The 17,466-nt window shown below is 64.3% G+C and carries 15 protein-coding genes and 1 tRNA gene; 11 read left to right on the top strand and 5 right to left on the bottom strand.

Features of this window, described 5'->3' with window-relative positions; all coding sequences use genetic code 11:
* Positions 1–65 precede the first annotated feature (65 nt).
* Positions 66–1,661, top strand: a complete 1,596-nt coding sequence (locus tag QJT82_RS26995; protein ID WP_028340164.1) for a B12-binding domain-containing radical SAM protein — start codon at positions 66–68, stop codon at positions 1,659–1,661.
* Between the two features lie 105 nt (positions 1,662–1,766).
* Here QJT82_RS26995 and QJT82_RS26990 read toward each other — a convergent pair whose 3' ends face one another.
* Positions 1,767–1,913: a hypothetical protein gene (locus QJT82_RS26990; protein WP_155258431.1), complete on the bottom strand. Its 147-nt coding sequence runs from the start codon at positions 1,911–1,913 to the stop codon at positions 1,767–1,769.
* Between the two features lie 250 nt (positions 1,914–2,163).
* On the opposite strand from QJT82_RS26990, the gene QJT82_RS26985 reads away from it, so the two are divergent.
* Positions 2,164–2,718 (top strand): flavin reductase family protein, encoded by a 555-nt coding sequence (locus QJT82_RS26985; RefSeq protein WP_028340162.1) that lies wholly within the window; start codon positions 2,164–2,166, stop codon positions 2,716–2,718.
* Here the strand turns inward: QJT82_RS26985 and QJT82_RS26980 are convergent.
* Positions 2,715–3,614, bottom strand: a complete 900-nt coding sequence (locus tag QJT82_RS26980) for a LysR family transcriptional regulator (RefSeq protein WP_028340161.1) — start codon at positions 3,612–3,614, stop codon at positions 2,715–2,717. The genes QJT82_RS26985 and QJT82_RS26980 overlap by 4 nt on opposite strands.
* 141 nt (positions 3,615–3,755) lie before the next feature.
* Between QJT82_RS26980 and QJT82_RS26975 the strand changes: the two genes are divergently transcribed.
* From QJT82_RS26975 to QJT82_RS26955, 5 genes are all read left to right on the top strand, one after another.
* A complete protein-coding gene (locus tag QJT82_RS26975; RefSeq protein ID WP_028340160.1) occupies positions 3,756–4,757 on the top strand; it encodes a CoA ester lyase in 1,002 nt (333 codons plus the stop codon).
* Entirely contained in the window at positions 4,747–5,946 is a 1,200-nt protein-coding gene (locus tag QJT82_RS26970; RefSeq protein WP_028340159.1) for a CaiB/BaiF CoA-transferase family protein, read from the top strand. The genes QJT82_RS26975 and QJT82_RS26970 overlap by 11 nt, the downstream gene beginning before the upstream one ends.
* A gap of 39 nt (positions 5,947–5,985) precedes the next feature.
* Positions 5,986–7,356 carry an LLM class flavin-dependent oxidoreductase gene (locus QJT82_RS26965; RefSeq protein ID WP_028340158.1) on the top strand — a complete coding sequence of 457 codons (1,371 nt, stop codon included), beginning with the start codon at positions 5,986–5,988 and terminating at the stop codon, positions 7,354–7,356.
* 61 nt (positions 7,357–7,417) lie between these two features.
* A complete protein-coding gene (locus QJT82_RS26960; protein WP_028340157.1) occupies positions 7,418–8,836 on the top strand; it encodes an MFS transporter in 1,419 nt (472 codons plus the stop codon).
* 140 nt (positions 8,837–8,976) lie between these two features.
* Positions 8,977–9,804: a tetratricopeptide repeat protein gene (locus tag QJT82_RS26955; protein WP_338132174.1), complete on the top strand. Its 828-nt coding sequence runs from the start codon at positions 8,977–8,979 to the stop codon at positions 9,802–9,804.
* A 33-nt stretch (positions 9,805–9,837) separates the two neighbouring features.
* On the opposite strand, the gene QJT82_RS26950 is transcribed toward QJT82_RS26955, so the two are convergent.
* From QJT82_RS26950 to QJT82_RS26940, 3 genes are all read right to left on the bottom strand, one after another.
* Complete coding sequence (locus tag QJT82_RS26950) at positions 9,838–10,548, bottom strand: hypothetical protein (protein ID WP_016847725.1); 711 nt, start codon at positions 10,546–10,548, stop codon at positions 9,838–9,840.
* Between the two features lie 77 nt (positions 10,549–10,625).
* Positions 10,626–11,711 (bottom strand): enolase C-terminal domain-like protein, encoded by a 1,086-nt coding sequence (locus QJT82_RS26945; protein ID WP_028340155.1) that lies wholly within the window; start codon positions 11,709–11,711, stop codon positions 10,626–10,628.
* A gap of 18 nt (positions 11,712–11,729) precedes the next feature.
* Positions 11,730–13,097, bottom strand: a complete 1,368-nt coding sequence (locus QJT82_RS26940; RefSeq protein WP_051447816.1) for a multicopper oxidase domain-containing protein — start codon at positions 13,095–13,097, stop codon at positions 11,730–11,732.
* Between the two features lie 136 nt (positions 13,098–13,233).
* Here QJT82_RS26940 and QJT82_RS26935 point away from each other — a divergent pair.
* The 4 genes from QJT82_RS26935 (at position 13,234) to clpX (ending at position 17,434) form a co-directional block, all read left to right on the top strand.
* A tRNA-Leu gene (locus tag QJT82_RS26935) sits at positions 13,234–13,318 on the top strand.
* A 164-nt stretch (positions 13,319–13,482) separates the two neighbouring features.
* Positions 13,483–14,841, top strand: coding sequence for a trigger factor (tig, locus tag QJT82_RS26930; RefSeq protein WP_028340153.1), 1,359 nt, complete (start codon positions 13,483–13,485; stop codon positions 14,839–14,841).
* Positions 14,842–15,081: 240 nt separating this feature from the next.
* Positions 15,082–15,717 (top strand): ATP-dependent Clp protease proteolytic subunit, encoded by a 636-nt coding sequence (locus tag QJT82_RS26925; RefSeq protein WP_016847729.1) that lies wholly within the window; start codon positions 15,082–15,084, stop codon positions 15,715–15,717.
* 442 nt (positions 15,718–16,159) lie between these two features.
* Entirely contained in the window at positions 16,160–17,434 is a 1,275-nt protein-coding gene (clpX, locus tag QJT82_RS26920) for an ATP-dependent Clp protease ATP-binding subunit ClpX (protein ID WP_024583449.1), read from the top strand.
* Positions 17,435–17,466 lie beyond the last annotated feature (32 nt).

Below are 17,466 nucleotides of genomic sequence, written 5' to 3'. Positions count from 1 at the left end.
ATGCCTGTATCGACCAGCGAATGTACCCTTGAGCCTTGAGGTTTTGTGGTACGGACCGGAGCAACATGACGAGTCCCTGCCGCGTCCTCATGATCTATCCGAAGTTCGTTCCGGATTCTTTCTGGAACTATACGGAGGCTTGCGAACTCGTCGGCGCGAAGTATCCGGCGGCGCCACTCGGACTGATCACCGTGGCCGCCATGCTGCCGAAGCACTGGGAGATTCGCCTCGTCAACCGTAACACCGAGCCTTCGACCGACGCGGACCTCGACTGGGCCGATCTCGTCATGATCGGCGGTATGCTCAACCAGCAGCCTGATTTTCTCCACCTGATCGATCTCGCCCACCGGCACGGCAAGCCGGTATGTGTCGGCGGGCCCGACGTCTCCTCCAGCCCGCACCTCTACGCGGATGCGGACTTCCAGGTGATCGGCGAGGCCGAGCACATCATCGAGGAATTCATCGCCGCTTGGGAACGCGGTGAGCGCAAGGGCGTGTTCACCGCCGAGAAATTCAAGATCGACGTCACGCTAAGCCCGATGCCCCGCTACGATCTGATCAAGTTCGAGCATTATCTCTTCATTGGCGTGCAGTATTCGCGCGGCTGCCCGTTTACCTGCGAGTTCTGCGATATTATCGAGCTGTACGGGCGCGTGCCGCGTACCAAAACTCCCGATCAGATTCTCGCCGAGCTGCAAGCGCTCTACGATCATGGTTATCGAGGGCATGTCGATTTCGTCGACGACAATTTCATCGGCAACAAGAAAAACCTCCGAGTCTTGCTGCCGCGGCTCAAAGCCTGGCTGGAAGAGCGGGACTATCCGTTCGAATTCTCGACCGAAGCCTCGATCAATATCGCTGACGACAGCGAACTGCTGCAGGCAATGAAGGACGCCAACTTCTTCGGCATTTTCGTCGGCATTGAGAGTCCGGATCCAGAGACCCTCGTGCAGATGAAGAAAAAGCAGAACACCAGGCGCAACATCGCCGAGAGCGTTCACAAGATCTATGACTATGGCATGTTCGTCACCGCGGGTTTCATCGTCGGGTTCGATACCGAGAAAGTCTCGATGGCACAGGCGATGATCGACTTCATCGAGGAGGCGAGCATTCCAGTCTGCATGGTTGGACTGCTCTATGCGCTGCCTGGCACACAGCTGACGCGGCGGCTGGCCCAGGAAGGCCGACTGCACGAGGGCCATGATCTCATGAAGGTCGAGCAGGCGGGCGACCAATGCACGCTGGGCTGCAATTTCGACACCAAGCGTCCGCTTCGTGACATCCTCACGGATTACAAGGCTGTGCTCGGGCACGTGTACAGCCCGACGGAATATGCAGGACGGCTGTCGCGGCTTGCTGTCATGCTCGACCGGTCGGACCGGCGCCGCGACCTGCCGGATGGCGACATGCGCAAGAGGCTTGGCGGCATCGAAGGCGTACACAAGATCATAAATGCCCTGCCGGAGGTTCGCGAGCCGTTCTGGAAGGTCTTCGTCGAGGTCGCCAAGTCCAATCCAGGCGCGCTGCGCTACATCGTGATGCTGATGGCGCTGTACTTGCACTTCGGGCCGTTCTCGAAATACGTGATCGGTGTGATTGAACGGCGGATTGCCGAGTTGGACGGTACACCGCCAGTGAAGGCCAGGGCGCTTGTGCAATGAGTTCATCTAGTCTGCCGGTTGATGGACGGCAAAGTTCGCTACAGCTTCGGTTCTGATTGGATCAGGACTGAAGCTCTGGCTTCTTGTTCGAGCGGCTGACGCCACTCAGGCAACGTCGGTGGAGAGCGAAACGCCCTTCCACGCGTCGAATTCGGCCCGCTGCAGTTTGATTTTGTCCTCGACCAGCCGCACGGCACCGCTGCCGAGCAGCAGATGCGCCGGTGGATCGGCCGACATTGCGAGCTTCAGCATCGCCTGCGCGGCCTCTTTGGGATCGCCAACCTGGCGGCCACTCATTTCCATGCGGCGCTAGCGGATTGGATCGATGACAGCGTCATAGTCCGCGATCGACGTTATGTTTTTGCCCAAGGCGAACTGGGGATTGCCGGACCTTTCGGCATTGATCGGCTGAACTGAACAACTCGTTAGATATTTGCGTTTCCGCGATCGGTTCGACTGACCTATAGGATCGGCATCCTTGTCACTTGCGCGGAACAGTCAGATGATCGCACCGAGCAGCCAGCTCTCTACCGCCGCACGGACCGCCGGCGCGCTTCACCACGACGTCGACCCCGCGTCCTATCGCGCGGCGATGCGCCACCACGCCGGCGCGGTGACGATCCTGTCGGCGGGCGGGCCGGGCGACAGAACGGGCATGACGGCGACGTCGGTCTGTTCGCTGTCGGACACGCCACCGCGGCTGATCGCCTGCGTCAACCGTTCGGCGAGCGCGCATGGCCTGATCCGGCGCACCGCCGCGTTCGGCGTCAACATGCTGCACGCCGACCAAGCCGAGCTGGCCAACGTGTTCGCCGGCCGCCGCGGCATCGAGCGGGACGATCGGTTTTCCGACGCCGACGGCTGGCTGTCGCTTGCGACCGGCGCGCCGATCCTTAAGGGTGCGCTGATCGGGCTCGACTGCGAGCTGATCGACGAGCATGCGCACGACACGCATTCGATCTTCGTCGGCGCGGTCCGCGCGATGCATCTACGTGAGGGGGAGACGCCGCTGATCTATTTTGGCGGCGCGTTCTGCGGGGTGGCCCGGCAGACCTAAGGGCGCGGCTTGAGGAATTTGTGAATCACTGATGTCAGCGCGCCGGCGGCCGGCGAGAACGATTGTCCGCGCAGCGAGACGATGCAGACCGTGCGCTCCAGCGTCGGATTGACGATCGGCAGCGCCTGCATCGTCTTCCTGATCGGCCGCGGCAAGGCGACCTTCGGCAGGATGCCGACGCCGAGGCCGGCGCCGGCCAGCGCGGCCAGCGTGTAGCTGTGCTCGACCTCGAACTTGATCTTCATCTGCAGATTGCGCGTGGCGAGCGCGCGCTCCAGCATCGAGCGCAGCGCCGCCGATTTTGAGTTGAGCAGGATCGGGTAGGCGGACAGCTCGGTCAGGTCGACCGCGCTGCGCTTGCGAAACGGAAACGCCTTGGTCGCCAGCGCATAGATCGGGTCGTTGAACAGCGGCGCAAACTGAAACTCGGTCGAGCCGTCCATCTCCGGCCCGATGCCGAAATCCGCCTCGCGGCGGCGCAGGCAGTCCAGCATGTCCTCGGCCGCAAGCTCGCGCAGATTGATGTTGATGCCGGGATAGCTCGCCTGGAAGGCATGCAGCGCCTGCGGCAGGATGGTCGCGGCAATGGTCGGAACGCAGGCCAGCGACAGCGTGCCGCGCTGGATGTCGATGACCTCGCGGATCTCGCGCAGGCCGTTCTCCCATTCGCCGAGCGCACGCCGCGCGTGCGTCAGCAATTGCAGTCCCTCGGCGGTCAACTCGACGCGCCGCGTGGTGCGATGAAACAGGGCGGCGCCGACCTGGTCCTCCAGCAGCTTGATCTGCATGCTGACCGCGGATTGCGAGCGATTGAGCTGCTCGGAGGCCTGGCGAAAGCTCTTGTTCTCGGCGACCGCGATGAACATGTGCAGCAGCTTGAAATTGATCTGCGACATCGTTTTGCCCTGCAGGGGATCGTCCCGAAGAACTGAACAGTTCTTAAGATAATCTCGTTGGAAAGATCAGTGCCGGACATCTAGCATGGTTGTGTTGGCCGCGGGAGACGATCCTGCGGCGCGATGCAGAAAAGATGCTTCATGTCCTTCACCGTCACCAAGCCGCGCACCCGCCGCGTCCAGCGTTCCGAACTCGCGGTTCCCGCGACCTCGACCCATTTCTTCGAACGCGCCGCGAGTAGCGCCGCCGATTTCATCTTCCTCGATCTGGAGGACGCGGTTGCGCCGCCGCGAAAACCCGAGGCGCGCGAGATCGCGATCGAGGCGCTGAACCGGATCGACTGGGGCAACAAGACGCTGGCGGTGCGGATCAACGGCCTCGACACTGAGTGGGCGCATCGCGACATCATCGAGATCGCCAGCCGCGTGCCGCGCCTCGACATCGTCATGGTGCCGAAGGTCGGCACCGCATTCGACGTCCGTTTCGTCGATGCGCTGCTGACGGGGCTCGAGCGAGAGTTCCCGCGCGCAAGGCCGCTGGGCATCGAGATCCTGATCGAGACCACGCTTGGCCTTGCCAATGTCGAGGACATCGTGCAGGCGTCGGAGCGGTTGGAGGCTGTGATCTTCGGCATCGGCGATTACTCGATCGACCTGCGCACCTGCGGCGAGATCATCGGCGCCTCCGATCCGCGCTATGCCGTGCTCACCGATGCGGACGAGGGCGGTGCGCGCCGCGTGCACTGGAACGACCAGTGGCACTTCGCGCTGGCCCGGATTGCCAATGCATGCCGCGCCCACGGCCTGCGTGCGATCGACGGCCCCTATGCCAATTTCGGCGATGCCGCAGGTTTTCACGCCAGTGCGGCGCGGGCGGCCGCGCTCGGCTTCGAGGGCAAATGGGCAATCCATCCCTCGCAGCTCGAGACCGCCAACGAGGTGTTCTCGCCGACCGCGCGGGAGATCGGCTGGGCGCGCGAGATCACGGCCAAGATTCGATCCGCCAGCGCCAGCGGCGACGGCGCCTTCGGGCAGGACGGCGTGCTGATCGATCTTGCGGTGCTCAAGCGCGCGCAGGCGATCATCGACCGCCATGACGCAATTCAGGCAGCGGGCAGGGCAGGAGCGCGCGATGTCGCATGAACCACCGCTTGCCGGAATTCGCGTGCTCGACATCGCGACCTTTGTGGCGGCGCCGTTCTGCGGGACGGTGCTGTCCGACTTCGGCGCCGAGGTGATCAAGATCGAGCAGCCAGGTGTCGGCGATCCCTTGCGGCGGTTCGGAACGCCGAGCGACTGCGGCGACACCTATGTCTGGCTCAGCGAAGCCCGCAACAAGAAGTCGGTGACGCTCGATCTGCGCAGCGAGCGTGGCGCCGCGCTGTTTCGCGAGCTGGTCCGCCAATCCGACGTGGTGCTGGAGAACTTCCGGCCTGGCACGCTGGAGAAATGGGGACTCGGCTTCGAGGCGCTGCGCGAGATCAACCCAAAACTCGTGATGCTGCGCGTCAGCGCCTATGGGCAGGACGGCCCGCTGCGCGACAAGCCCGGCTTTGCCCGGATCGCGCACGGCTTCAGCGGGCTCGCCTATCTTGCCGGCGAGGCGGGACGGGCGCCGGTGATGCCGGGATCGACCTCGCTCGCCGATTATATTTCCGGGCTATGGGGCGCGCTCGGCGTGCTGCTGGCGCTGCGCCATGCCGAAGCCACCGGACACGGGCAGGTGGTCGATATCGGGCTTTATGAATCGGTGTTTCGGCTGCTTGATGAAATGGCGACCGTGTTCGCCAAGACCGGCTTCGTCCGCGAACGCCTCGGAGCCGACACGGTCAATGTCGTGCCGCACAGCCATTACCAGACCGCCGACGGCAAATGGGTGGCGCTGGCCTGTTCGAGCGACAAGATGTTCGAGCGCCTGGCGCAGGCGATGCGGCGGCCGGATCTCGCGACCGACCCGCGCTATGCAGCCATGGCCGGCCGCCTGGCGCGACGCGAGGAGGTCAACGGGATGGTCGCCGACTGGATCGGCTCCATGCCGCTAGAGACGGCGCTTGCCGAGTGCGAGCGCTACGACGTGCCCTGCGGGCCGATCTACAGCATCAGTGACATCTTCGCCGACCCGCAATACCGCGCCCGCGGCAACATCGCCGAGGTGCCCTCCCGCGCCGGCCCGATCGCGGTGCCGAGTGCGATCCCAAAAATGTCGCGCACGCCGCCGCAGTTCAGGCATGCCGGCGTCGCGCTCGGCGCACACACCGACGAAGTCCTGACCTCGCTTGCCGGCGCAACCGCGGCGGCGCTCGCCGCGCTGCGCAGCGACGGGGTGATCTGACATGCCCCAATTCTCCCGCGGCCACGAAGGAACCACGCCATGACCAGGCAGATGAAATTGATCGGCTTCCTGCAGGCCCAGAATTGCTCGAACTATCCCGCCTCCTGGCGCCATCCGGATTCGAAGCCGAACTGGTTCTCGCGCGACTACTATCAGGAGATCGGGCGCACGCTGGAGCACGGCAAGTTCCATCTCGCCTTCTTCGACGACCGGCTCGCAATCCCCGATCGCTTCGGCGACGACTTCCGCGAGACCATCCGCCACGGCGTGCGCGCGGCGAAGCTCGATCCGGTCTCGGTCGCGCTGACGATGGGATTGGCGACCGAGCGGCTCGGCATCGGCGTGACCTATTCGACCACCTATTACGAGCCGTTCCACGTCGCGCGGGTGTTCGCAACGATGGACCTGCTGCTGAACGGCCGCGCGGCCTGGAACGTGGTGACCTCGCTGAACGACTCCGAGGCGGCGAATTTCGGTGCCTCGCAGCATCTCAGCCACGATCTGCGCTATGACCGCGCCGACGAGTTCATGGAGGTCGTGCTCGGCCACTGGAACAGCTGGGAGGACGGCGCCGTCAGCTTCAACCGCGAGAGCGGGCTGTTCGCCGACCCGGCCAAGGTGCACCGGCTCGACCATCACGGGCAGTTCTTCCGCTCGCGCGGCCCGTTCACGGTGCCGCGCTCGCCGCAGGGCCATCCGGTGATCATCCAGGCCGGGCAGAGCGGCCGCGGCAAGACCTTCGCGGCGCGCTGGGGCGAATTGATCTTCGTGATCTATCCCAATCTCGACCTTGCGAAGAAGCAATATGCCGACCTCAAGGGAACGCTGGCCAAGACGGGCAGGGACATCAGCATCGCGCCGGCGGTCTATCCTGTCGTCGCCGAGACCCAGGCCGAGGCCGAGGACAAATTCGCGGCGATCAGCCGGCTCGCCAAGCCGATTGATGCGCTGACGCTGTTGTCGGAGGTGCTGAACTACGATTTCGCGGCCAAGCCGATGGACGAACCGTTCACGTCGGACGAGCTGGCTTCGATCAGCGGATTGCAGGCAATCCGCGACCGCGTGATGAATCTCAGCGGCAAGCCCAATCCGACGCCGCGGGACTTCGTGCAGTTCAGCGGGCGCGGGACACTCGCCGAACTGCCGACCTTCGTCGGCTCGCCCAAGGCGGTCGCCGATCAGATGGAGCGCTGGTTCTGCGAAGGTGGCTGCGACGGCTTTGTCGTCGCCGCCACCCATGTGCCCGGCACCTACCAGGACTTCGTGCGCTTCGTGGTGCCCGAGCTGCAACGCCGCGGCCTGTTCCAGCGCGAGTATCAGGGTGACACGTTGCGCGAGAATCTCGGCCTGCCGCGGCCGCAAGCCGCGCATGCAAGCGCAGACGACGAGGCGCGCGTCTCGATCGGATAGCCCCGGCACAAAAATCGGCGCAGACAACGATCAGAACAAAATCAAAATCAGGGAGGCTGAAGTGACCAAGGGCGTTAACGCGGGGGGCCGGCTCGATAGATTGCCGATCGCCGGATTTCACTACCGGATATTCGCGCTGATCGGAGCCGGACTGTTCGTCGACGGCTTCGAGATCTTCCTCGCCGGCAGCATTCTCGGCGCACTGGTTCAGTCCGGCTATTCGGACCTCGCCCAGAATGCGCGCTTCATCTCGGCGACCTTTGTCGGGATGCTGATCGGCGCCTGGCTGGCCGGCGTCGCCGGCGACCGCTTCGGCCGCAAGTTCGCCTACCAGGCCAATCTCCTGATCTTCGGCCTCAGCGCGCTGGCGGCAACGCTTGCGCCGTCGATGAACTGGCTGATCGGGGCCCGCTTCGTGATGGGCCTTGGACTCGGCGCCGAGATCGTCGTCGGCTATGTCGTGCTCAGCGAATTCATCCCGCCGCAGCAGCGCGGCCGCTGGGGCGCGGCGCTCGCGACCTGCACCAATGGTGCGCTGTTCGTCGCGACGCTGGTCGGCTGGGTCGTTATTCCGCATCTCGGCTGGCGCTGGATGTTCGCGCTGTGCGGCGTCGGCGCGATGATCGTCTGGTTCCTGCGGCGCTCGCTGCCGGAATCGCCGCGCTGGCTCGAGACGCAGGGCAAGAGCGCCGAGGCGGAGGCGGTGCTGGCGGCGATCGAGCAAGAGGTCGGCAAGGGCAGGACCCTGCCGACTCCGGCCTATCAGCCGGCCCCGGTGCAGCCGGACGTTCGCTTCACGCGCCTGTTCTCGCGCGCGTTGATCGCGCGGACCATCGTCGGCTGCCTGATCCTGATCGGGCTCAACACCGCGGTCTACGGCTTCATCGCCTGGATCCCGACCTTCTTTGTCAAGCAGGGCATCAACCTGTCGTCATCGCTCGGTTACACCATGCTGATGACGCTCGGCAGCCCGCTCGGCACGCTGTCGGGCATGTGGATCGGCGAGAAGATCGACCGCAAGCCGTCCCTGATCGTGCTGTCGCTCGCGGCGGCCGGGCTCGGGCTGATCTATCCGATGTTCATCAACCCCGTCGCTTTCGTCGTGATCGGCTTCCTCCTGGTCTTCACGGTGGCGGTGATGCTGGCGCTGGCCTGGGGGCTCTACATCCCCGAACTGTTCCCGACCGAGCTCAGGATGCGCGGATCCGGCATCTGCAACACCGCCGGTCGCCTGATGTCGATCGTGACGCCGTTCATCGTGGTCGAGCTGTTCACGAGGTTCGGCGTCACCGGCGTTGTCTCTGTGGTGGCCGGGCTCCTCGTGGTGCAGGCGATCGCGGTCGCGGTGCTCGGCATCGAGACCCGCAAGCGTCCGCTGGAAGCGTTGCGGCCGGAGGCGATGGACGGCGAAGCGTCATCCGCGGAGGTGCGCGGCAAGCTGCAACCTAGCCCCGGCGGGATCGCCGCCGGCGGGGAGTAGCGGGACGAAGCGCGCGATGTCCGCGTGATCAACGCATGCGGACATCCGGGCCTCGTCTGTCCCACGATACTTTTGGTGGACGTGTCGAAAGATGCGGGCTAAACGCGCAGGATAATTCCTCGGCACCGTGAATCTCGCTCGTGAGTGGCAGGCAGAACAATTTCCTCGCTCAGGCGCTGCAACAAGGCGCCTTGGCGTTGCGGGCGCAGCAGTTTGCTCAAGCCGAGCAGATTGCGACGGGCATCCTGAAATCAAACCGCACGGACAGACACGCCGCGCTTCTTCTGGCGCATGCCCTGATGGGGCAGAACCGGGGAGGCGAGGCGATCGCAGCGCTGGAGCGCGTTGCGCGTCGCGGCGACGATGGAGAGGTCGAGACTTTGCTCGGCGCGCTGCTGTGCGGCGCGGGCCGCGTCACCGACGGTATCGCACAGCTTCGGCGCACGGCGGCACGCCGCCCGCCATATTTTCCGTCCTTTCAGGAACTCGCCGGGCAGCTTGCCAAGGCCGGTCAACACGACGAGGCGATCAGCACGATCGAGGCCGGTCTCGCGCTGGCCCCTGAGAGCGTCGACCTGAAGCTTGATCTCGGGCGCCTGTTGCAAGAGACCAATGACATCGCGCGGGCTGCAAGCGTCCTGACGGCGGCACGTGATGCTGCGCCGGGCCGCCCCGACGTTCTCAACCAACTCGGGCGGGTCCTGATCCTTCGTGGCGACTACGCCGCAGCCGCGGATGCGTTCCGCCGCGTGCTCGCGCAATACCCGGATGATCGCTCGACCCGCGCCCACCTCGCCACTTGCCTTTTCGAGCAGGGTGAGCGCGATGCTGCCGAGGCAGCGCTGCGCTCGGTGATGCGCGGTCAGCCCCAGCTATTTGGACGCGCGGCATTCGTCATGGCCTCGGGATCTCACGGCCGCTTCTTCTTCTCCCAGAGCGCCGCTGCGAAGTTCCTCGGCGGGGAGTGAGATTGAGCGCGGCGGACGACATTCCGCCTTGCCTTACGCCCTGAAGTTTCTCCGGTAGAGGTTCGGCTGCCGTTTGAGCTCGGTGCGGAGTTCGCCGACCCGCTTGGCGTCTTCCGCGGTGAACGGCGATGCCTGCGCGGTCCAGTCGTCTCGCTTGACGGGAATGCATTGCGCGATCGGAGTCCCCTTGGGCAGGACGCCTCTGAAATTCCTGTCGTGCCAGTACGCCGGAAAGTGCACCCAATTGTCGGCATAGAGGTCGGAATTGACCAGGCCGCTGAGTGTGGTGAATGGCAGATCGAAGCGGTTGACGGGATGGGTGAAGTAGATCGCGTAGCCTTCCGGGGCTTCGACGGTCCACAAGTTGTGGAATTTGAGAAAGAAGCGGCCCTCTTCAAACAACGGGGTACCGGTGACCTGACCCGGGTCGTGGAAGCCGATCGGTGAGCGTGGGAATTCCGGCGTGCCTCCCGGCGGCAAATCCTGGTCCCATGTGATTTCGCCGTCCTCGACCTTGAGATCGCAAACCAGCGGTAGCAAGAATCCGCAGGTCATCGCATCCACGAACGGCGGGCAGCGCTTGATGGTGTCCTCGTCGTGCAGGTTGATCGAAGAGAAGGCCGTCGCCGGCATGGCCTTGAGCCAGTCGGGAACGCCCTGCGCCGCCGGTATGGGGGCCGGTATCAGTCCGTCGAGCTCCGTCGGGCAACGGAATTTGAGCGTCAGCTTGCTATTGGTCGACATTGGGCGCTCCGATTTCGGATCGACCTACATGAATGCGTCGCAAAGGTGAAGCGCGCGCTCACCAGCCAGGATCGCCGCTAGGTCACGAGATACTTCGCGACCGCCGGCTCGTTCCATTCGATCCCGAGCCCGGGACCGCGGGCGGTCACCGCGCCGTCGACGATTTCGGCGGGCCTTGTGAGGATGGAGCCGGCGAAGTCGAGGAATTCGAGCCAGTGCGCGGTCGGTGTCACCGCGAGCAGATGCGCGCTGACCTCCGCGAACAGATGGCTCGACATCGGGATCGACGCGGCGTCGGCTTGTCCCGCGACTTGCATCCAGCCGGTGACGCCGCCGACCTTCATCACGTCGGGCATGATGAAGTCGGATGCGCCGGCCGCGATCGCTTCGGCAAAGCCGCGCGGAAACCACCAGTTCTCACCGGCCTGGATCGGTGTCGGCGAGGTCTCGCGGACTTTGGCGTGGCCGGACAGGCTCTCCTGCGGCACCGGCTCCTCGATCCAGTGCAAATCGTAGGGCGCAAGGCGGGCGATGCGCCGGGTCGCCTCCGCCGGATCGAGCGACTGGTTGAAGTCGATCATCAGCGCGATGTCGGGGCCGAGCAGGGCGCGCACGCCCTTCACGACGCGCTCGTCATTGGCGGCATCACCGTCGCCGCCCTTGATCTTGATGCCGCGAAAGCCCTGGTCGAGCGAGCGGCGCAGCGCGCGCTCATCGGCGACGGGATCGACCACGCCGTAGCTGTCATAGGCCTTGATCGGCTTGGCCGAGCCGCCAAGCAGTTCGACCAGCGGCCGGCCGGCGAGCTGGCCGAGCACATCCCAATAGGCCATGTCGAGTCCGGATACCGCCATGCCGACCAGGCCCTGCCAGCCGAGCAGGCGAAACTTGGCGTCCATCGCCTTCATGAGGTCGAACGGGGCGACCGGCTTGCCGATGAGCTCGCGGCCGATCTCCCCGATCAGATAGGCAAGAGGTTTAAGCGTGAGCTTGCTGTAGGCGAAGATGTAGGTGCGACCGGTAACGCCCTGATCAGTCTCGACATCGATCAGAACCAGCGGGCCGGAATCGATCACGCCGAAGGCATTCTTCACAGGGCGCTTGAGCGGCACCACGGCGCTTCGCGCCCGAACTCCGCGGATCGCTGCAACTGTCTGGCTCATGGACGTTTCCTCTTTTTGTTATTGGACACTGTACCATCGGACCAGCCGCGGCCCGGCCCAGTCGGTCGCGACCTGCTCGATCAAATAGCGGCCGGGATATTCAGCGAGGAAGGCGATGCGCTGGGTCTGGCCCGGCTCAATCGCGAGCGTGTCGAGCCAGAACGGCTTCCAGCCGTCGTCGAGCCGGTCGAGCAGACGGAAGTGATGGCCGTGCAGATGAAACACGCTGGCGATCGGGCCGCGGTTGGTCAGCGCCAGCACGACCGGCCGGCCGGCCTTGGCCTGAAAGGCCGGCGCGGTTGACGGCTTGAAGTCCGCCGGACGGAACCATTCCGTTGGCGTGCCGAGGGTTAGCTCGAACCTGGCGGCGCTCTTGAGATCGAGCTGGGCGGGCATGTCGTTGCCGGGCAGCGGCGGTGCCGGCGGGAACGGCGCCGGGCGGACTGGCGGGTCGTTCGAGACGGCCAGCCTGCCGACCGGGCGGGCCTGCTTGCCGTCGTGCAGCAGGATCGGAAAGCTGGTTCCGGCCGGTCCGGCCGCATCGACGAAGACATCGGTGCGGCTGCCGGGAGCGAGGACCAGCGCACCGTTGCGGGCCGGAAACGGTTCGGCCGGCTGGCCGTCAATGGCCATCACCCGGACGTCGAGGTTCTCCAGCTTGACCGCCAGTACGCTGCGTTGGCTGCCGTTGATAAAGCGGAGTCTGAGGCGGGCATTGGCCGGTGCCGAGATATCGTATGAGGTTTTGCCGTTAATTGTATGAATCTGCGTCGAATCTTTTGGATCGTTGCCGGCCGGAATTGCGCTTCCGTCCGGCTGCAGGCGCCACTCCTCGATCAGCAGGACCTCGTCGCGATCGACTGCGACCGGCGAAGTGCCGGTCACGATCAGCGGCCGCGGCCGTGCCGGTGCCGTGCCGCCATCACCGAGCAGCGGCTCGCACAGGAAGGTGCCGGCGTGCCGAAGCGGCAGCTGGAAGCTATCCTTGGCCCCGGCGCCAAGCAGCGCCCGGGAGGCCAGTGGCTCCGCGGCCGCGACGCCGTCGAGCCCGCGGCAATCCAGCGCGGCCGCGACCGGCAGGTCATTGCCGAAGGTCACGTCGAGGACCTCGCCGCGCTTGAAGCGGAGCTCGCCACTGCCGAGTGACCAGACCGGTGTCTCCGGTCCGCTAGGACCCGGTCGGCCAGGACCCGGTCCGTCGCCCGGACGAAGCGAGATGCGGTCGGGTCTGGCCTGGAGCGCGACCGCGGTCCGGCCCTGCGCCGCGCCGGTGGCCGGCAGAGCGGGGCAAAGCGCCGCGGCGCCGAGGGCGGCGATCAGGTTGCGCCGGGTGAGTGAAAATTCGGGAGTTGCGGGAGGACTTGCCATCCGGCCGATGCGGACCATTTTCAAGAGTACCTGTCCAGTCGCGATCGGTCGCAGGGCGGGCTCAACAGCGGCCATTTTTTTGCTGCGAACCGGTGGGCGCATGTTATAAGCCCGGCCGCCCGCGGCATCGCGGCCGGACTGGGATGCTTTTCGCGCGGGCGTGGCGGAACTGGTAGACGCGCTGGATTTAGGTTCCAGTGACGAAAGTTGTGGGGGTTCGAGTCCCTCCGCCCGCACCAAGCGCTTACAGCGTTTGCATGACGAATTCTTGGAGAACCTTTGGCCCCGATGGGGTGAGGGTTCGCCGAACCCACAGACGTTAGGCCGCAAGGCCCATCGTCGAACAGATTGAACACTGCCACGGCCGCTCGGGCCGCGGCAAAAGCGGAAGAAGATTGATACCATGCAGGTCACCGAGACCCTCAACGAGGGATTGAAGCACGAATTCAAGATCAGCGTCCCGGCATCCGATCTCGATGCCAAGGCGGACGCCAAGCTGGTCGACCTCAAGGACAAGGTCCGTCTCAACGGCTTCCGTCCCGGCAAGGTGCCGGTGGCGCATCTGAAGAAGATCTACGGCCGCTCGGTGATGGCCGAGACCATCGACCAGACCATCAGCGACACCAACCGGCAGATCTTCGAAGATCGCGGCTTCCGCCTCGCCGGCGAGCCGAAGATCACGATGCCGACCGAGAAGGACCAGGTCGAGGAATTGCTGTCGGGCAAGACCGACCTGACCTACACCGTCGCGATCGAGGTCGTGCCGCCGATCCAGCTCGCCGATTTCAAGTCGTTCTCGGTCGAGAAGCCGGTGGTCGACGTCTCCGACGCCGACGTCGACGATGCCATCAAGCGGATCGCCGAAGGCAGCCGCCCGTACAATGCCAAGGCCGAGGGCGCGGCGGAGAAGGGCGACCGCGTCACCATCAGCTTCAAGGGCACCATCAACGGTGAGGCCTTCGAGGGCGGCACCGGCGAGGGCATCCAGGTCGTGATCGGCGCCGGCCAGTTCATCCCGGGCTTCGAGGAGCAGCTGATCGGCATCGGCACCAACGAGACCCGCACCCTGAAGGTCTCGTTCCCGAAGAACTATCTGAACGAGAAGCTCGCCGGCCAGCCGGCCGAGTTCGAGACCACGGCAACGCTGATCGAGGCGCCCGGTGAGACCACGATCGACGACGAGTTCGCCAAGACGCTGGGCCTTGAGTCGCTCGACAAGCTGAAGGAAGCCGCCCGCGAGCGCCTGACGGCCGAATTCGCCGGCGCCACCCGCCAGAAGGTCAAGCGCGCGCTGCTCGACCGGCTCGACGAGAGCCACAAATTCGAGGCGCCGCCGTCGCTTGTCGGCGAAGAGTTCAACCTGATGTGGAACTCGATCAAGGCCGAGATGGACTCGTCCGGCAAGACTTTCGCCGACGAGAACACCACCGAGGAAGCGGCAAAGGAGGAGTACCACAAGATCGCCGACCGCCGCGTCCGCCTCGGCCTCGTGCTGTCGGAGATCGGCGAGAAGAACAAGATCACCGTGACCGACGACGAGGTGTCGCGCGCCGTGATCGAGCGTGCGCGCCAGATGCCCGGCCGTGAGAAGGAGGTCTGGGACTACTACCGCAGCAACGCCCAGGCGCTGGCCCAGCTCCGCGCCCCGATCTACGAGGACAAGGTCGTCGACTTCGTCCTGGAGCTCGCCAATGTGACCGAGAAGAAGGTCACCAAGGAGGAGCTGTTCAAGGATGAAGACGCCGAGAAAACTGCCGCCTAATTCCGGCACCTCGCGTTAATGATGAACCGCGAAAGCGCGCCTCGCGACGGGTCCCGTCGCTAGGCGCACCGACGCGAATCGGCTTGAACTTCTGCGACCTGCCCAGGTGGCTAGTGCGGCGAGTTGACGGTCTTGTCGGCCGGAAATTGGCCCATATCTGGGTTAAGCCTTGAGGCAGTAGTCTTGAGCCAAGTAGTCTTGAGCAAAGTTCTGCATCACCCCTAACCCTTGGGTTCTTTCATGCGCGATCCCGTTGAAACCTACATGAACCTCGTGCCGATGGTCGTCGAGCAGACCAATCGCGGCGAACGCGCCTACGACATTTTCTCGCGCCTTTTGAAGGAGCGCATCATCTTCGTCACCGGTCCGGTGGAAGACGGCATGTCGACGCTGATCGTCGCGCAGCTGCTGTTCCTCGAGGCCGAGAATCCGAAGAAGGAAATCTCGATGTACATCAACTCGCCGGGTGGCGTGGTGACGTCGGGCCTTGCGATCTACGACACGATGCAGTTCATCCGTCCGCCGGTATCGACGCTGTGCACGGGGCAGGCCGCCTCGATGGGCTCGCTGCTGCTGGCCGCCGGCGAGAAGGACATGCGCTTCACGCTGCCGAATTCCCGCATCATGGTGCACCAGCCCTCCGGCGGCTTCCAGGGCCAGGCCACCGACATCATGCTGCACGCGCAGGAGATCCTGAATCTCAAGAAGCGCCTCAACGAGATCTACGTGAAGCATACCGGCCAGACCTACAAGGCGATCGAGGACGCGCTCGAGCGCGACAAGTTCCTCACCGCCGAGGACGCCAAGGCGTTCGGCCTCGTCGACAAGGTCATCGACAAGCGTCCGGACGATCCGGCCGCCGCGAAGGCGGCCTGATCTGGGCAGGCATCTCGAGGCGTCGGTGTGATCTCCACATTGACGCCTCACATAACCGGCAAAAGCAGGGCGGTGGACCCGCGGGCGGGTGCATGCGCACAGGCGGAAAGTTCCGCTTTCGTGCTCATATACTGACGTGGTAATCCCGCAACGTTCCGTGGATTTCGACGCGTATTCCACGTGCGATCGTTGAAAATCACGGTATTGTCACGGTCTTGAGCCGGCCATCCGATTAGCGAATTCTTGATAGTCGGGTGCCAGCATGGTTGGCTGTGATGCATCGGCTATGATCGCGGAGATTCGAATAAACCGTGATCCACACGGTCAGTATTGCGTAGGGTCTTTTTTGGTACGGAATTTGCTCTATCTACCCAAGACCCCGGTTTTGTGCCGGATTGGGTCGATCTGGCAAACAAGATCGAACGGCGGACGGAGATAATGAATGAGTAAGGTCGGCACGAGCGACGCCAAGAACACGCTATATTGCTCGTTCTGCGGCAAGAGCCAGCATGAAGTTCGCAAGCTGATTGCCGGACCGACTGTCTTCATTTGCGACGAGTGTGTCGAACTCTGCATGGACATCATTCGCGAGGAGAACAAGTCCTCGCTGGTGAAGTCGCGCGACGGCATCCCGACGCCGAAGGAAATCTGCAAGGTCCTGGACGACTACGTGATCGGCCAGAGCCATGCCAAGAAGGTGCTGTCGGTCGCCGTCCACAACCACTACAAGCGGCTCAACCATCAGACCAAGCACAACGACGTCGAGCTGGCGAAGTCGAACATCCTGCTGATCGGTCCGACCGGTTCGGGCAAGACGCTGCTCGCGCAGACGCTGGCCCGCATCCTCGACGTGCCCTTCACCATGGCTGACGCGACGACGCTGACCGAAGCCGGCTATGTCGGCGAGGACGTCGAGAACATCATCCTGAAGCTGCTGCAGGCCGCCGACTACAACGTCGAGCGTGCGCAGCGCGGCATCGTCTATATCGACGAAATCGACAAGATCAGCCGCAAGTCGGACAATCCCTCGATCACCCGCGATGTGTCGGGCGAGGGCGTCCAGCAGGCGCTGCTGAAGATCATGGAAGGCACGGTGGCCTCGGTCCCGCCGCAGGGCGGCCGCAAGCATCCGCAGCAGGAATTCCTGCAGGTGGATACCACCAACATCCTGTTCATCTGCGGCGGTGCGTTCTCGGGTCTGGAGAAGATCATCTCCGCGCGCGGCCGCTCGACCTCGATCGGCTTCGCGGCGCAGGTGCTTGCACCGGAGGACCGCCGCACCGGCGAGATCTTCCGTCACGTCGAGCCGGAAGACCTGCTGAAGTACGGCTTGATCCCGGAATTCGTCGGCCGTCTGCCCGTCGTTGCGACGCTGGAGGACCTCGACGAGGCCTCGCTGAAGAAGATCCTGACCGATCCGAAGAACGCGCTGGTGAAGCAGTACCAGCGGCTGTTCGAGATGGAGAACATCGAGCTGACCTTCGCCGACGAGGCGCTTGGCGCGGTCGCCCGCAAGGCGATCGAGCGCAAGACCGGCGCGCGCGGCCTGCGGTCGATCCTGGAGAGCATCCTGCTCGAAACCATGTTCGATCTCCCGGGCCTGGAAGGCGTCGAGGAAGTCGTCATCTCGCGCGAGGTCGTCGAGGGAACGGCGCGTCCGCTCTACATCTACGCGGATCGTTCCGACCGCGCCGTCGAGAGCAGCGCGAGCGCCTAAACGGCGCTCGTCTCGACCCGCCAAAAATGCAC

It is taken from the genome of Bradyrhizobium sp. Mp19 (assembly GCF_029952935.1).
Lineage (GTDB): Bacteria > Pseudomonadota > Alphaproteobacteria > Rhizobiales > Xanthobacteraceae > Bradyrhizobium > Bradyrhizobium elkanii.
This window is presented reverse-complemented; position numbering and strand designations above follow the sequence as displayed.

Bases quoted from the DNA above. Each gene is read 5' to 3' on its own strand.
- QJT82_RS26970 (WP_028340159.1), top strand. From the start codon at position 4,747: ATGTCGCATGAACCACCGCTTGCCGGAATTCGCGTGCTCGACATCGCG.
- QJT82_RS26925 (WP_016847729.1), top strand. From the start codon at position 15,082: ATGCGCGATCCCGTTGAAACCTACATGAACCTCGTGCCGATGGTCGTC.
- tig (WP_028340153.1), top strand. From the start codon at position 13,483: ATGCAGGTCACCGAGACCCTCAACGAGGGATTGAAGCACGAATTCAAG.
- QJT82_RS26990 (WP_155258431.1), bottom strand. From the start codon at position 1,913: ATGCTGAAGCTCGCAATGTCGGCCGATCCACCGGCGCATCTGCTGCTC.
- QJT82_RS26985 (WP_028340162.1), top strand. From the start codon at position 2,164: ATGATCGCACCGAGCAGCCAGCTCTCTACCGCCGCACGGACCGCCGGC.
- QJT82_RS26940 (WP_051447816.1), bottom strand. From the start codon at position 13,097: ATGGTCCGCATCGGCCGGATGGCAAGTCCTCCCGCAACTCCCGAATTT.
- clpX (WP_024583449.1), top strand. From the start codon at position 16,160: ATGAGTAAGGTCGGCACGAGCGACGCCAAGAACACGCTATATTGCTCG.
- QJT82_RS26965 (WP_028340158.1), top strand. From the start codon at position 5,986: ATGACCAGGCAGATGAAATTGATCGGCTTCCTGCAGGCCCAGAATTGC.
- QJT82_RS26950 (WP_016847725.1), bottom strand. From the start codon at position 10,548: ATGTCGACCAATAGCAAGCTGACGCTCAAATTCCGTTGCCCGACGGAG.
- QJT82_RS26995 (WP_028340164.1), top strand. From the start codon at position 66: ATGACGAGTCCCTGCCGCGTCCTCATGATCTATCCGAAGTTCGTTCCG.
- QJT82_RS26980 (WP_028340161.1), bottom strand. From the start codon at position 3,614: ATGTCGCAGATCAATTTCAAGCTGCTGCACATGTTCATCGCGGTCGCC.
- QJT82_RS26945 (WP_028340155.1), bottom strand. From the start codon at position 11,711: ATGAGCCAGACAGTTGCAGCGATCCGCGGAGTTCGGGCGCGAAGCGCC.
- QJT82_RS26975 (WP_028340160.1), top strand. From the start codon at position 3,756: ATGTCCTTCACCGTCACCAAGCCGCGCACCCGCCGCGTCCAGCGTTCC.